Raw genomic sequence first — 14084 nt, 5'->3', positions numbered from 1 at the left:
GCAGGCCGACGAAGCCTGCGGTATGAGCAGCTTAAAGAATGCCAAGACTAGGGAGTTGGCGGCCTTCGCCGCAAGATCGAATGTCGGAATGTGTGCGATTTAGCACAATGTGCGATCGCAGTTGTCGACGGGTTGTTACCTACGTAGCGCAACTCTTCCGGGGTCCAGTCACGCCCGCAGCGACGCGAGTTCGACGATCGTGACGTCCGGCGGGGCGCCCAGCCGTACCGGTGGCCCCCAAGTGCCCGCGCCTCGGGAGACATAGAGCTGGGTGTCGCCGTAGCGCTCCAGGCCAGCGACGGTGGGGTTCGTGGCGTCGGCGATGTAGGTGAAGGGCCACATCTGGCCGCCGTGAGTGTGCCCGGAGAGCTGGAGGTCGACGCCGTACCGGACGGAGTCGTGGATGGTGACCGGCTGGTGGGCCATCAGGACGACGGCGCGGGCGGGGTCCCGGTCGCTGAGGGCCTGGTCGTAGTCGGGGCCGGCGTGCTCGGTCTGGCCCGCGATGTCGTTGATGCCGGCGAGGTCGAAGCCGGGGAGTTCGATGCGGGCATTCTCCAGCGGATGGATGCCCAGCTCCCGTACGTGGTCGACCCATTGGTCGGCGCCGGAGTAGTACTCGTGGTTGCCGGTGACGAAGAACGTGCCGTGTGGGGCGCGCAGTTCGCGCAGTGGTGCAGTGGCCGGGGCGAGATCGGTGACGCTGCCGTCGACCAAGTCGCCGACGATGGCGACCAGGTCGGGGTGGGTGCGGTTGATGGTCTCGACGACGCGCCGGGTGTGGGCGCGGCCGAGGACCGGGCCCAGGTGAATATCGCTGACCACGGCGATCCGGAAGCCGTGGGCGGCGCGCGGCAGTTTGGCCAGTGGGATCGTGACGCGCTTGACCACCGGGCCGCGGAGGGTCGTGGCCGTGCCGTATCCGACGGCGGCCGTGGCGGCGAGGGAGGCGCCGGCGGCGACCGCCCGGGCGAGGAAGAGACGGCGGGGCGGGGTGGCGAGCGGCGGCAGGGCGGGGGTGCCGGGTGGGAGAAGCGTGGGGGAAGGGGAAGAGGAAGAGGAATAGGAAGGGAACGGGGACGGGGTGTGGGGTGCGTCCGGGGAGGGGGTGGGAGAAGGGGCAGGGGTCGGTGCCGGGGTCGGCGGCGGTGTCTGTGCTCCGGGCTCGCACTCCTGTCCGGCGGGTGCCCCGTCCCGTTCCGTGCGCCGCCCGTGTCCGTGCCCGGCGGGTGCCCCGTCCCCTTCCGCATGCCCGCGCCCCTGCCCGGCCGGCGACCCGTCCCCTTCCGCATGCCCGCGTCCCTGCCCGACGGGTGGCCCGTCCCCTTCCGCGCGCTCGCGGGCGCGCAGTGCCCGCAGCCACACCGCCCGGACCGCTTCCCCCGCCAGCAGCGCCAGTGTGAGGTAGAGCACCAGGGCCAGCCAGAGATAGCCGGGCCAGGCCAGTGCCTGCTGGAGGGGGAAGGGGGCGCCCGTCCGGCCGGCCAGGAGGGTGGCGAGGGTGAGCACGGGGAGGACGAAGGCGGCGGCGGTGCCCGCCCGGCGCAGCCGGCTGCCCGGGGTGGTGGGGTCCCGGACGAGTCGGCACCACAGGTAGCGGTGCACGCCGAAGAACAGTCCGAGGACCGGGACCACGATCAGGGCGAAGATCACGGCGTCTTCCCGTGTCCGTGGTTCAGGAGGCGGCGGAGGAGGGGGCGGCGGGCTGCTCGGGCGTGTGATCCGCGGCCGCGCGGCGCAAGGCCCGTACGCCACGGAACCCGATCACGCCGATCGCCGTCCCCAAGAGAAAGGAAGCCACCGCGAGCAGCAGATGGACCCAGAAGTAGGCGGTCGGGTCACCCGCGTCGTCGAAGGCGAGGCCGCTCCCGTCCTTCCAGAGGTTTTTGACGAAAGTGATCCAGATGAACCAGCTCCACACCCCGAAGGCGAGCAGGAACCAGGACACGGGGCGAGAGAGCTTCATACATCCCAGTATGGGCAGCGGCTCCATCCGGCGGTCGACAGGGGCACTCTTCCGTGGGGTGCTGTCGGCGTCCCGGGCAAAGGCGGGTACCTTCACCGACGTGCCGACGACCTTCAGTGCTTCCACGGCTTCCACGGCTTCCATGGCTTCCACGGCTTCCTCCGACCCGACCGCCCCGAATGCTTCGGCCACGACCGGCAACGCCGGGCGTGCGGCGCGTCACGGCTTCCCCCTGCGCACCGTCGCCGCACTGGCCTCCTCCGGACTGCTGGCCACTCCGCTCCTGGCCGGCACCGCCCACGCCGACCCCAAGGAGCCCAAGGCTCCCAAGCCGCCGGCGAAGATGTCGCAGATCGGCGGTGACCGGCTGGGGACGCCCGGCGTCCAGGTGGCCCTGAAGCCCGGTGCCCCGAAGCTGCCGGGCCCGGACGCGCTGACGGCCCGTTCGTGGATCGTGTCCGACGCCGAGTCCGGCAAGGTGCTGGCCGCCAAGAACTCGCACTGGCAGCTGGCGCCGGCCAGCACGCTGAAGATGCTGTTCGCCGACACGGTGCTGCCGAAGTTCCCCAAGGACCAGAAGCACACGGTCAAGCCCGCCGATCTCGCGGGGATGGGTGACGGCAGCAGCCTCGTCGGGATAAAGGAGAACCTGAGCTATTCGGTCCACGACCTGTGGCTGGGGGTCTTCCTGCGGTCCGGCAACGACGCGGTGCACACGCTGTCGGCGATGAACGGCGGGACCGAGGCCACCGTCACGCAGATGCAGCGGCACGCGAAGGAGCTCAACGCCAACGACACGCATGTCGTGACCCCGGACGGCTATGACGCGCCGGGCCAGGTCTCCAGCGCGTACGACCTGAGCCTGTTCGCCCGGTCGGGGCTGCAGAACCCCGACTTCCGCGAGTACTGCTCGACGGCAAGCGCGCAGTTCCCGGGTGACAAGGGCAAGGACGGCAAGCGGGCGACGTTCGGCATCCAGAACACCAACCGGCTGCTGAGCGGCGATTACGACATGAAGCCGTATCCGGGCATCGCGGGGGTGAAGAACGGCTCGACGACCAACGCGGGGTCGACCTTCACCGGCGTCGCCCAGCGCGGCGACCGCAAGCTCCTGGTCACGGTCATGAACCCGGAGAAGAAGGAGCACAACGAGGCCTACAAGGAGGCCGCCAAGCTGCTCGACTGGGGCTTCGCGGCGGCCGACAAGGTGGAGCCGGTCGGCCGGCTCGTCGGCCCCCGGAGCGAGGACGACGGCACCGGCGCCGAGGGCGCCAAGGGCAAGGGCGCGGACCAGAGCACCCAGGCCGCGCTGGACAGCGCCGGCGGCAAGGGTGGCGCCTGGACGGCGCTGGGCCTCACCGCCGCGGCGGTGGCGCTGCTCTCCGTGGGGGCGTTCGCCGTGCACCGCCGCTGGCCGCTGCCGGAGCTGGTGCGGGGGCGCCGACCCGGCAAGTGATCAGCAAGTGACCGGCAGCAAGTGACCGGAGCCGGGAGGGAGATGGGCAGGTGAGGGGCGGGTGATGGGCCGGCGGGCAGGCAGGGGCTACGCCGCCCGGGGCCGCTCCGGGCCCTCCCGGCCCTCTCCCCCCGCGTGCCGCTCCGGCTCCTCCGGCCGCTGCGGCCCTTCTCGCTTCTCCCGCCCTTCTCGCCCCTCCGGATCTTCTCGCCCCTCCGGCGCGTCCGGCCCCTCCGGCCGCTCCGGAGCGGCCGACCCCTTGAGCTCTTCGCCCTCCCCGTGCCGCTCCCCCTCCGTGGCCGTCCACGAAGCGCAGTACACCAGCAGCTTCGCGGTGAAGTTGATCCAGAGCAGCAGGGCGATCGGGGTGCCGAAGGCGCCGTACATGCTCCGTGAGGCGACGCCCTGGAGATAGCTGCTGAGCAGCAGCTTCAGCAGTTCGAAGCCGATGGCGCCGAGGAGGCCGGCGATCACGACGGCACGCCGCGGCGGATGGACGCCGGGGAGCCTGGTCAGTATGTAGGCGAGCAGCAGGAAGTCCGCCAGGACGGCGATGACGAAACCGGCGACGGAGAGCAGGACGCTGCCGATACCGCCCTCCGGCAGACCGATCGCGTCCGCCGCCTTGCCCACCGCGGCGGACGCGAAGGTCGAACAGGCCAGGGAGAGCACCGCGACGCCGCCCACCCCGAGCAGCAGCGCGCCGTCCCGGAGCTTGCCGAGGAAGAAGTTGGTGTCCTCGTCGGGCTTCTCCCATACGGCGCGCAGACAGTCGCGCAGCGATTCGACCCAGCCGATGCCGGTCAGCAGCAGCGCGGCACCGGCGACCAGGCCGATGGTGGTCGCGTTGGCGACGAGTCCGGCGATGTCGAGCCGGTCCGAGAGGCCGGGGAGCTGCTCGGCGAGCTTGCCCTCCAGCGAGTGCAGCCGGGCGTCGCTGAGCAGCGCGGCGCCGATCGCGGCGGAGACGGTGAGCAGCGGGAAGAGCGCGACGAAGCTGGTGAAGGTGATCGCGGCGGCGAGCCTGGTCCAGTGCACCCGGAGCATGCGTTCGTAGGCGCGCCAGAGGTGTGTGGTCATCAGCCGGCTGACGGCCGGTCCGATCACCGGGAGTTTGCTCAACCAGTCCATGGCATTCCCCTCGTGCCCTGTCGACCGCCGGGCCGGGCAGGATGTGGCGGCCGGCGCTCCGGCTGATCCGGAACACTAGCGTCCGGGTACCCCGGAAATGCGCATGCTCATACGTGCCGTGCATGCCATACGTGCCGTGCGTGCCGTACGTGCCGTGCCGTGCGTGCCGTGCGTGCCGTGCGTGCCGTGCGTGCCGTGCATGCCATGCGTGCCATAAGGCCATCGCGGGCCGGGACGGGTTCGGCCGGGCGGACGGGAGGCCGGGAGGCCGGTGCCGCGCGGCTCCCCGGCGGGGTCCGGTGGGCGGCTGTCGCTTTGAGGGCAGGGGCGGGCAGCGGCCGTCAGCAGGAGGGCGCGGGCGGGCGGGAGAGATCGGCGGCCTGGCGGGGGACGGCGGCCGTCTGCGGCCCGAAGGGGTACTCCCGCTCCAGGCGCCACACCTCGTCCGGGCCCTGCTTGTAGAGGGCGAAGCCACCGATCGTCCAGGTCGCGGTGAAGTCCCGGAGCCCGGTCTGGGCGCGGTCCATGGCCTCTTCGGTGATGCCGTGGGCGATGGTCACATGCGGGTGGTACGGGAACTGCAGCTCGCGGGCGCAGGGGCCGGAGGCGGCGCGGATCCGGGCCTGGAGGGCGGTGCAGCCCGCCACGCCGTCGGTGACCTTGACGTAGACGACCGGAGAGAGCGGGCGGAAGGTCCCGGTGCCTTCCAGGCGGAGCGGGAAGGGGCGGCAGCCGGCGGCGACCTCGGCGAGGTGGCGTTCGATGCCGGGCAGCGCCTCGGTGCGGACCTCCGTCGGCGGGAGGAGGGTGATATGCGTGGGGATGCCAGGTGCGGCAGGGTCCCCGAAGCCCTCGCGCTTCCTCTGGAGGAAGCTGCCATAAGGCTCCGGGACCGCGATCGAAACGCCCAGCGTTACGGTCCCCACTGCGTTCTCCCTCCTGACGTGTGTGCGGCGCGCTCGCGCACCCTCTTAGTGTGCCGGGTACGCGCCCTTCTCGGGGAGCGTCCTCGGACCTGTTGCAAGCGGACAAGGGGCCCACGGGTGGGGCCCCCTGGCTCGGTGGGGTCCGCGCGGCCGGCCGTGGCCCGCCGCGCGGGGGGACGGCGTCAGTGCTTGGCCGGCAGGAATCCGAGCCGGTCATAGGTGGTGGCGAGGGTCTCGGCGGCTACCGCGCGGGCCTTCTCCGCACCCTTGGCCAGGATCGCGTCCAGCGTCTCGGGGTCGTCCAGATATTCCTGCGTACGGTCCCGGAAGGGTGTGACGAAATCGACCATCACCTCGGCCAGGTCGGTCTTGAGAGCGCCGTACATCTTGCCCTCGTACTTCTGCTCCAGCTCCGGAATCGAGGTGCCGGTGAGGGTGGAGTAGATGGTGAGGAGGTTGGAGACGCCGGGCTTGTTCTCGGCGTCGTAGCGGATCACGGTGTCGGTGTCCGTGACCGCGCTCTTGACCTTCTTCGCGGAGACCTTGGGCTCGTCGAGGAGGTTGATCAGGCCCTTGGCGCTGGCGGCCGACTTGCTCATCTTGGCCGACGGGTCCTGGAGGTCGTAGATCTTCGCCGTCTCCTTGAGGATGTACGGCTCCGGCATCGTGAAGGTCTCGCCATAGCGGCCGTTGAAGCGCTCGGCGAGGTCGCGGGTCAGCTCGATGTGCTGGCGCTGGTCCTCGCCGACCGGGACCTGGTGGGCCTGGTAGAGCAGGATGTCGGCGATCTGCAGGATCGGGTACGTGAACAGGCCGACGGACGTGCGGTCGGCGCCCTGCTTGGCGGCCTTGTCCTTGAACTGGGTCATACGGGACGCCTCACCGAAGCCGGTGAGGCAGTTCATGACCCAGCCGAGCTGGGCGTGCTCGGGCACATGGCTCTGGACGAAGAGGGTGCAGCGCTCCGGGTCGAGACCGGCGGCCAGCAGCTGGGCGGCCGCGATCCGGGTGTTGCTGCGCAGTTCCGCCGGGTCCTGCGGGACGGTGATCGCATGCAGGTCGACCACCATGTAGAAGGCGTCGTGGGACTCCTGAAGCGCCACCCACTGGCGTACCGCACCGAGGTAATTGCCGAGGTGGAAGGAGCCGGCGGTGGGCTGAATGCCGGAGAGCACACGCGGACGATGGAGAGCCATGGCCCGATTGTCTCAGGTCCGCAAGGGGGGACCGGCGTGTGGTGGCACACGCGGGGACGGTCCCGGACGGGCAGCGGCACGGCGGGCCGCTCCCGGCGGCGCGGCGGCGGCCTGTTCGGGGCGGCCGGAAGCTGGAATCGTGGTGCTGTCGTGCCCCTGTCGTGGTCCTGTCGTGGTCCTGCCGAGGCCCAGTCATGGCCCTGTCGTGGCCCTGTCGTGGCCCTGTCGTGGCCGCGTGGCAGTGCCGTGACGGCCGCGGCGCCGTGGTCCGCGCTCATGGGCCCGTGCACCGCCCCGGATCTCCGCCCCGGATCTCCGCCCCCACTTTGTGAGGACCGCCGATGACCGACGGACAGCCGATAACCCCCGACGGACAGCCGATACCCGACGGACAGCCGACCCCCGACGGACACCCGACGACCAGCGCCCGCCGTCCCGCACCCTCGCCCGGCACCACCCGTCCCGCACCCTCGCCCGGCACCGCCCGTCCCGCACCCTCGCCCGGCACCACCCGTCCCGCGCACGCCGGCGAGGGGGCGCCGCACCGGCTCGCCCCCGGTGGCGCCGGCCGGGCCGCGGCCGACGCGTTGCTGCGGGCGGCCGGGGCGGTGGTCCCCGTCGTCCTGCCCGGAGAGGTTCCCGCGGTCGCCGTGACCCACCACGCGGTGCTGCGTGAGGTCCTCGCGCACCCCGAAGTCGCCAAGAATGCCTGTCACTTCGCGGCCCTGCACGACGGCACCGTGCCGCCCGGCTGGCCGCTCACCACCTTCGCCACCGTCGACGGGATGACCACGGCCGACGGCGCGGACCACCGGCGGCTGCGCGGCCTGGTGACCCAGGTGTTCACCGCGCGGCGAGTGTCGGCCCTGCGGCCCCGGGTGGTGGAGCTGACGGCCGGGCTGCTGGACGGGCTGCCGGGCACCGCCGCGGCCGACGGCACGGTGGATCTGCGCCGGCACTTCGCCTATCCGCTGCCGATGAGCGTGATCTGCGAACTGCTGGGCGTGGAGGCCGCGTTGCGCGACCGGCTGCACGAGCTGTCGAACCTGATCGTGGGCACGACCGGCACGGCGGCCGAGGTGCAGGCGGCCAACCGTGAGATCACCGCCGTCCTCGGGCAGGTCGCCGAGTCCCGGCGGGCCGACCCCGGTGACGATCTGACCAGTGCGCTGATCGCCGCCCAGGAGGAGGACGGCGACCGGCTGAGCGCACGCGAGCTGGTCGGCACTCTGCTGCTGATGATCATCGCCGGGCATGAGACCACGCTCCATCTGATCACCAACGCGGTGCGGGCCCTGTGCACCGACCGCAAGCAGCTGGCGCTGGTGCGGGCCGGGCGGGCGACCTGGGACGACGTGGTCGAGGAGACGCTGCGCCACGACAGTCCGGTCGCCCACTTCCCGTTCCGCTACCCGGTCCGGGACCTGGAGCTGGGCGGCACGGTCGTGCCGCGTGGCACACCGATGCTGGCCTCCTACTCCGCGGCCGGCCGGGACCCGGCGGCGTACGGCCCCGACGCGGACCGGTTCGACGTCACCCGGCGGCCCGCCACCCGGCATCTCTCCTTCGGCCACGGGCCGCACTACTGCCTGGGCGCGCCGCTGGCCCGGCTGGAGGCGACCGTCGCCCTGGAGGCGCTCTTCACCCGCTATCCGGCGCTGGACCTCGCCGTCCCGGACGCGGAGCTGCCGCCGCACCCGAGCTTCATCGGCAACAGCACCCATGTACTGCCGGTCCGGCTCACCGGCTGATCACGGCAGCCGGTGAGCCGGTGAGCCGGTGAGCCGGGCGGGACGCCGTGGGCCTCAGGCCGTCGGCAGCCCCGGCGCCGGGTAGCCGGCCATCAGCTCCGCGACCTCGCCACGGATCACCGTCAGCGCCTCCTCGTCGCCCTTCGCCGCGGCCTGGACGCTGCGGTCGATCCACTCGGCGACCAGCGGCATCCGGTCCGTACCCAGCCCGCGGGAGGTGAGGGACGGAGTGCCGATGCGGATGCCGGAGGGGTCGAAGGGCTTGCGGGGGTCGAAGGGGACGGTGTTGTAGTTGACGACGATGCCGGCCCGGTCCAGCGCCTTCGCGGCGACCTTGCCCGGGACGTCCTTCGAGGTGAGGTCGATCAGCACCAGGTGGTTGTCGGTGCCGCCGGAGACCAGGTCGTAGCCGCGGGCCAGCAGCGCCTCGGCGAGCGCCTTGGCGTTGGCGACGACGGCATGCGCGTAGTCACGGAAGGACGGGGCGGCCGCCTCGTGCAGCGCGACCGCGATGGCGGCGGTGGTGTGGTTGTGCGGACCGCCCTGCAGACCGGGGAAGACGGCCTTGTCGACAGCCTTGGCGTGGCTCGCCCGGGACATCAGCATCGCACCGCGCGGGCCGCGCAGGGTCTTGTGGGTGGTGGTCGAGATGACGTCCGCGTGCGGTACGGGCGAGGGGTGGGCGCCGCCCGCGATCAGACCGGCAATGTGGGCGATGTCGGCGACGAGGACGGCATCGACCTCGCGGGCGATCTCGCCGAAGGCGGCGAAGTCGATGGTGCGGGGGACGGCGGTGCCGCCGCAGAAGATGATCTTCGGGCGTTCCTTGCGGGCGAGGTCGCGCACCTCGTCGAAGTCGATCAGCGCGGTGTCGGGGCGGACGCCGTACTGGACGCCGCGGAACCAGGTGCCGGTGGCCGACACCCCCCAGCCGTGCGTGAGGTGGCCGCCCATCGGCAGCGCCATCCCCAGCACGGTGTCGCCGGGCTCGGCGAAGGCGAGGTAGGCGGCGAGGTTGGCGGGCGAGCCGGAGTACGGCTGGACGTTGGCGTGTTCCACACCGAAGACGGCCTTGGCCCGCTCGACGGCCAGCGTCTCGACGCGGTCGATGTTCTGCTGGCCTTCGTAGTAGCGACGGCCCGCGTACCCCTCGCTGTACTTGTTCTGCAGGACGGTGCCGGTGGCTTCCAGGACGGCGGCGGAGACGTAGTTCTCGCTGGGGATCAGTCGCAGCGTGTCGGCCTGGAGCTGTTCCTCGGCGCCGACCAGCGCGGCCAGTTCGGGGTCGGCAGCGCTCAGCGCGGGATGCGAAAGGGGCAGTGACATGGCGTCCTCCGGGGCGGTCGATCGGTGTTGCCGGTCGTGGTCCCGGGGTGCCCAGGCGGGGCGGCACCTCGTGATGGTTGCCGCGCACCGCTTCCTCGAGGTTGCTTCCCCGTACGCCAGTCGCAGTGCGCACCGCAGAGTCTAAGGCACCCCCGGGGCCCTGTCCGGCGGATCTTCGCAGGCCCACGGCCCGGGCGGGGCGCAACAATGGAGAGGGACGCGGCAGTGCCCGCGCCCGCACGGCCTACCGAACGGAGTCACCGGTGACGTCCACGGAACGCAGCATCGCCGCCGCCGAAGCCCACAGCGCGCACAACTACCACCCGCTGCCCGTCGTCGTGGCCACCGCCGAGGGTGCCTGGGTGACGGATGTGGCGGGCCGCCGCTACCTGGACATGCTCGCCGGGTACTCCGCCCTGAACTTCGGACACGGCAACCGCCGGCTGCTCGACGCGGCCAAGGCACAGCTGGAGCGGGTCACGCTCACCTCGCGCGCCTTCCACCACGACCGGTTCGCCGACTTCTGCACACAGCTGGCCGAGCTGTGCGGGATGGAGCTGGTGCTGCCGATGAACACCGGCGCCGAGGCGGTCGAGACGGCGGTGAAGACGGCCCGTAAGTGGGGCTACAAGGTCAAGGGCGTCCCGGACGGCCGGGCGAAGATCATCGTCGCGGACAACAACTTCCACGGCCGGACGACCACCATCGTCTCCTTCTCCACCGACCCCGAGGCACGCGCCGACTTCGGCCCGTACACCCCCGGCTTCGAGATCGTCCCGTACGGCGACCTGGCGGCGCTGGAGGCGGCCCTCGACGCCAACACCGTCGCTGTCCTTCTGGAGCCGATCCAGGGCGAGGCGGGCGTGCTGGTGCCGCCGCCGGGCTATCTGGCGGGCGTACAGGAGCTGACCCGCAGCCGGAACGTGCTGTTCATCGCCGACGAGATCCAGTCGGGGCTGGGCCGCACCGGCCGGACCTTCGCCTGTGAGCACGAGGGCGTGGTGCCCGACATGTATGTGCTGGGCAAGGCGCTGGGCGGCGGGGTGGTGCCGGTGTCGGCGGTGGTGTCCTCCCGTGAGGTGCTCGGGGTGTACGCGCCGGGCGAGCACGGGTCGACGTTCGGCGGGAACCCGCTCGCCTGCGCGGTGGCACTGGAGGTCATCGCGATGCTGCGGACCGGCGAATTCCAGCAGCAGGCCGTCGAGCTGGGCGAACATCTGCACAGCGAGCTGGGGCTGCTGGTGGGCGGCGGCGCGGTGGACGCGGTGCGCGGCCGCGGACTGTGGGCCGGTGTGGACATCAACCCGTCACGCGGCACGGGGCGGGAGATCTCCGAGCAGCTGATGGCGCGCGGGGTGCTGGTCAGGGACACCCATGGCTCGACGATCCGGATCGCCCCGCCACTGGTCATCAGCAAGGAGGACCTGGACTGGGGGCTCGATCAGCTGCGGGGGGTGCTGGAGGGATGAGGCGGGGCCGGACGCGGGATGCCCTCGTGTGCCTCCTCCGTACTCCACCACCTGTGGCGTGACTGGTTCAGTACTCCAACCACCTGTGGCGTGACTGGTTGTTGTTTCACGCCTCCGCCACGGGCGGTGGCAAGGGAGGAATGGTGCCAGATCACCAACAGTGAATGCGGCCTGGACCACTACCAAGTCCGTCGCTACCCGGCCCTGGTACCGGCACATCACCCTCGCGATGGCCGCCCTCCCACCTGCCCCGCCCACCCCATAAGGAACCGGGCACCCGCCAGAGGCCGACCGTCAGGACTCGGGCATCCCCTGGAGAAGACCCTCAAGCGGATTCCAATTCTGGTTTACGTCCTCTGCGCACGTTTCGGTGCGGACATCACTGCCACTACGTGTCAAGCACTTGTCCGTACCGACGTTGCGGAGTTTATTGGCCAGGCCGTCCGATGCCGGCTCGAACTTCCACTTCTGCTCGGCGTTGGGAGTTATACGGTTGCCTTCGCTTTCATAGCCGCAGGCCGTTTCGAGCAAGGACGCCCCATCCTGGAGGCACGACAGATCGGGCCACGTTCCGCGAGCGAAACTCACGGTCCCGTCATCGTTGTTTTTGTACTGGAATCCCTGCGTAGCCTTGTCGTACGCCAGTGGCCGGAGGGCGAAGGACACCGGGCTCCCCACGGGGCCCGAGGCGGTGAGCACCAGGGAAGGGTCGCTCACGGGCGATACCCTCTCAAGATCCGGCTCTTCGGGGCCGCCTTCGAAGGCGTAGGCAGCCGATGGCGCCGTAACGGCCGCGAGTGCCACAACGGGGACCGCGAACCGTGCGATGCCCCGCAGGGGGCGCGAGATGGGATGGAACGGAAGCTGACGGGCCAAGGCCACGGTACTTCCCCTTTCGGTAACGGGTACTTTGACTCGGACCCGGGGCATCGCCCTCCGTCCTGCGTCGTGCACAGAAAGTCGCGCGAAGCTCGCCGCGTGCAGCACGCTGCCTTTTACCGGGTCGTCTGACTCCGCGTGGAGATGACTCGAAGCTACGATGCTTCAGGATCCTTTAAATCTGTCATCTGACCTATCTTCTTCAAGAATTTCGGCCGGCTGCGGTTAAGGCCCCGGGGTGTGCGGGAGGCGCTGATCACCTGGCCCGAAGGGGTGACGGGGCTTCACGACACCACTGTCCGGCGAGGAATGCGCGCATGCGGGGACCGGATTGCGGGGACGCGGCTGCTTGGCCGGGCGTGGCGCCCGCCGAATTGGTCATCGAGTTCTGACACTCGTTCGGTCATGGCAATGACCATGTCGACCTCTGGCATGCCAATGCGCCGGGTCCGGCCGCTTTGAACGGCTTCCATCCGCCCCACCACATCCGGCCAATCGGGCACCGTCACCGCTACAGAAAAGAGCCCTATCCCGAGGTGCTGCCCCTGACACCACTGATGGGCCGACGGCTCGCGGTACTTGAGCGGGGTTCCCCGCTCGGTGCCGATGCGGTTCACGGCCTGGACGAACTGCCGCAGCGCCCAGCCGGTCTGCCGGTAAAGCCGTTCAAGGTGCCGGTTCGGTTCCCGAGTGGCCATTAGCCCTCAACTACAAGGGAGTTGACGACATGCCCAACGCTACAGCGAGGGTCTTCGTCCGGCTACTGCCGTGGACCAGCCCGGACGGGAATCCGTGCTTCCTGGCAGGCGACGGGACCGGATATGTCTCCCGCGTCGCCGACCGGATCGAGGATGAGCAGCTCAGCTCGGCCGACGATCTCATCGAAGAAGCCCGCCGCGTGCTTGCCGGACGGCGTGGACGCCCGGGGAACTGCACCTGCTGGCCGTTGAATTGACCGCAAGCCTTGCCGAGGTACGCCGGGTGGCCGAGAGCCGGGGCGGGCGCTTGACCGCCCTCGGGCCGGCGTCGGTCAATACGTAGAAGTTCGTGTACCACTGAATGCACCGCGCCCCTGCTCCGGCCATGCGCCGGAGCAGGGGCGCTTTCGTCTCTACCAGCGTGGGTTACTTGTCCCCGCCCTGTGGCGACGGTTCACGCGGAGCCTCCGGAGGCATGGGGCCGCCATCGTGTTTGCCGCCGTCCTCCTCCGTCTCCGCCTCGTGGCGGAAGGGCACACCGCGCCAGCCTTCGGCGTCGGGCGTGCGCGTCTCGTACATATCGACGCTCACAACGCTCATTCACCAACCTCCTCTTTCGCGAGGAGCCATGCCGCCGTACGGTCGAGGGCATGGCCCATTGGCCGCAAAGGGGCTTCCTTTGCGGTTGGTCACCCGCCCCGGCTGCTCGACTGTCCAGGTTTCCGCCGCCGGGGCAGGAGTCTTCAGGCTCCGACTGCCGCCGGTCAGATGCGGCAGGCCCACAGGCCGGCCTGTTCTTCACTCATCATGTGTCCGTGGCCGCAGAGCATTCACTGACGTCCCTTGGCACGACAGCTAAAGCATGGAAACGGGCATGGGGGCACCTTCGATCGCTGCGGCACAAACACGGTGTTTGAGTGGCGATCCAGGGTTCCGCCGAGTGCTGCCCACCAGTCCTCAACGATCTTGACGCTCGGCCTGTCCTGCTCGGGGGTGGTCATGACGCCTCCGCGTGCCCACGGCCGTGATTTCGGATCTCCCGGGCAGCAACACATGCCGCAACCTTGTCGTTTCGCTTCAACGCCTCACTTCGCTGGATTCCCAAGGCGCCACACACCTTGCAACCGGGGGCTGGTTCGCCCTCCACTAGCCAGCCATTCAACGGCAGTTCAACGGGCGTTTGGCTGTACCGAATTGGGCTCGTCATGGCGTCTCCGCGGGGTGAACGGCTTGTCTTCCCGACGGTATGGAGAGCGAAAGACTCAGCTCAATGAACTTCTACGAAC

At 70.4% G+C, this 14084-nt stretch carries 11 protein-coding genes, 2 pseudogenes and 1 riboswitch; of the genes and pseudogenes, 4 read left to right on the top strand and 9 right to left on the bottom strand.

What is annotated here, in order from left to right; genetic code table 11:
* Positions 1-168: 168 nt before the first annotated feature.
* Together AB0C46_RS15655 and AB0C46_RS15650 are read right to left on the bottom strand one after the other, a co-directional pair.
* Positions 169-1653: a metallophosphoesterase gene (locus AB0C46_RS15655; RefSeq protein WP_362828352.1), complete on the bottom strand. Its 1485-nt coding sequence runs from the start codon at positions 1651-1653 to the stop codon at positions 169-171.
* Positions 1654-1675: 22 nt separating this feature from the next.
* Positions 1676-1966: a hypothetical protein gene (locus AB0C46_RS15650; protein WP_362828351.1), complete on the bottom strand. Its 291-nt coding sequence runs from the start codon at positions 1964-1966 to the stop codon at positions 1676-1678.
* Between the two features lie 10 nt (positions 1967-1976).
* Here AB0C46_RS15650 and AB0C46_RS15645 point away from each other — a divergent pair, with 10 nt between their 5' ends.
* On the top strand, positions 1977-3422 hold the full coding sequence (locus AB0C46_RS15645) for a D-alanyl-D-alanine carboxypeptidase (protein ID WP_362828350.1): 1446 nt from the start codon (positions 1977-1979) through the stop codon (positions 3420-3422).
* Between the two features lie 87 nt (positions 3423-3509).
* On the opposite strand, the gene AB0C46_RS15640 is transcribed toward AB0C46_RS15645, so the two are convergent.
* From AB0C46_RS15640 to trpS, 3 genes are all read right to left on the bottom strand, one after another.
* Positions 3510-4553 carry a YhjD/YihY/BrkB family envelope integrity protein gene (locus AB0C46_RS15640; protein WP_362828349.1) on the bottom strand — a complete coding sequence of 348 codons (1044 nt, stop codon included), beginning with the start codon at positions 4551-4553 and terminating at the stop codon, positions 3510-3512.
* A gap of 341 nt (positions 4554-4894) precedes the next feature.
* A complete protein-coding gene (locus AB0C46_RS15635; protein WP_362828348.1) occupies positions 4895-5479 on the bottom strand; it encodes a 2'-5' RNA ligase family protein in 585 nt (194 codons plus the stop codon).
* Positions 5480-5661: 182 nt separating this feature from the next.
* Entirely contained in the window at positions 5662-6675 is a 1014-nt protein-coding gene (gene trpS / locus AB0C46_RS15630) for a tryptophan--tRNA ligase (protein WP_362828347.1), read from the bottom strand.
* Between the two features lie 341 nt (positions 6676-7016).
* On the opposite strand from trpS, the gene AB0C46_RS15625 reads away from it, so the two are divergent.
* Positions 7017-8426 (top strand): cytochrome P450, encoded by a 1410-nt coding sequence (locus AB0C46_RS15625; protein ID WP_362828346.1) that lies wholly within the window; start codon positions 7017-7019, stop codon positions 8424-8426.
* A gap of 54 nt (positions 8427-8480) precedes the next feature.
* Here the strand turns inward: AB0C46_RS15625 and glyA are convergent, their stop codons facing one another.
* Complete coding sequence (gene glyA / locus AB0C46_RS15620) at positions 8481-9752, bottom strand: serine hydroxymethyltransferase (RefSeq protein WP_362828345.1); 1272 nt, start codon at positions 9750-9752, stop codon at positions 8481-8483.
* A 42-nt stretch (positions 9753-9794) separates the two neighbouring features.
* A riboswitch (ZMP/ZTP riboswitch) is annotated at positions 9795-9886 on the bottom strand.
* A gap of 129 nt (positions 9887-10015) precedes the next feature.
* Here glyA and rocD point away from each other — a divergent pair.
* Complete coding sequence (rocD, locus tag AB0C46_RS15615; protein ID WP_362828344.1) at positions 10016-11221, top strand: ornithine--oxo-acid transaminase; 1206 nt, start codon at positions 10016-10018, stop codon at positions 11219-11221.
* A 294-nt stretch (positions 11222-11515) separates the two neighbouring features.
* Here rocD and AB0C46_RS15610 read toward each other — a convergent pair whose 3' ends face one another.
* A complete protein-coding gene (locus AB0C46_RS15610) occupies positions 11516-12103 on the bottom strand; it encodes a hypothetical protein (protein WP_362828343.1) in 588 nt (195 codons plus the stop codon).
* Positions 12104-12450: 347 nt separating this feature from the next.
* Positions 12451-12798 (bottom strand): annotated as a pseudogene (locus tag AB0C46_RS15605) (tetratricopeptide repeat protein); the annotation flags it as partial.
* 29 nt (positions 12799-12827) lie between these two features.
* Between AB0C46_RS15605 and AB0C46_RS15600 the strand changes: the two are divergent.
* Positions 12828-13141 (top strand): annotated as a pseudogene (locus tag AB0C46_RS15600) (hypothetical protein).
* 83 nt (positions 13142-13224) lie between these two features.
* On the opposite strand, the gene AB0C46_RS15595 reads toward AB0C46_RS15600, so the two are convergent.
* Positions 13225-13398: a hypothetical protein gene (locus tag AB0C46_RS15595; protein WP_362828342.1), complete on the bottom strand. Its 174-nt coding sequence runs from the start codon at positions 13396-13398 to the stop codon at positions 13225-13227.
* Between the last annotated feature and the right edge of the window lie 686 nt (positions 13399-14084).

It is taken from the genome of Streptomyces sp. NPDC048637, assembly GCF_040650675.1.
Classification (GTDB): Bacteria; Actinomycetota; Actinomycetes; order Streptomycetales; family Streptomycetaceae; genus Streptomyces.
This window is presented reverse-complemented; position numbering and strand designations above follow the sequence as displayed.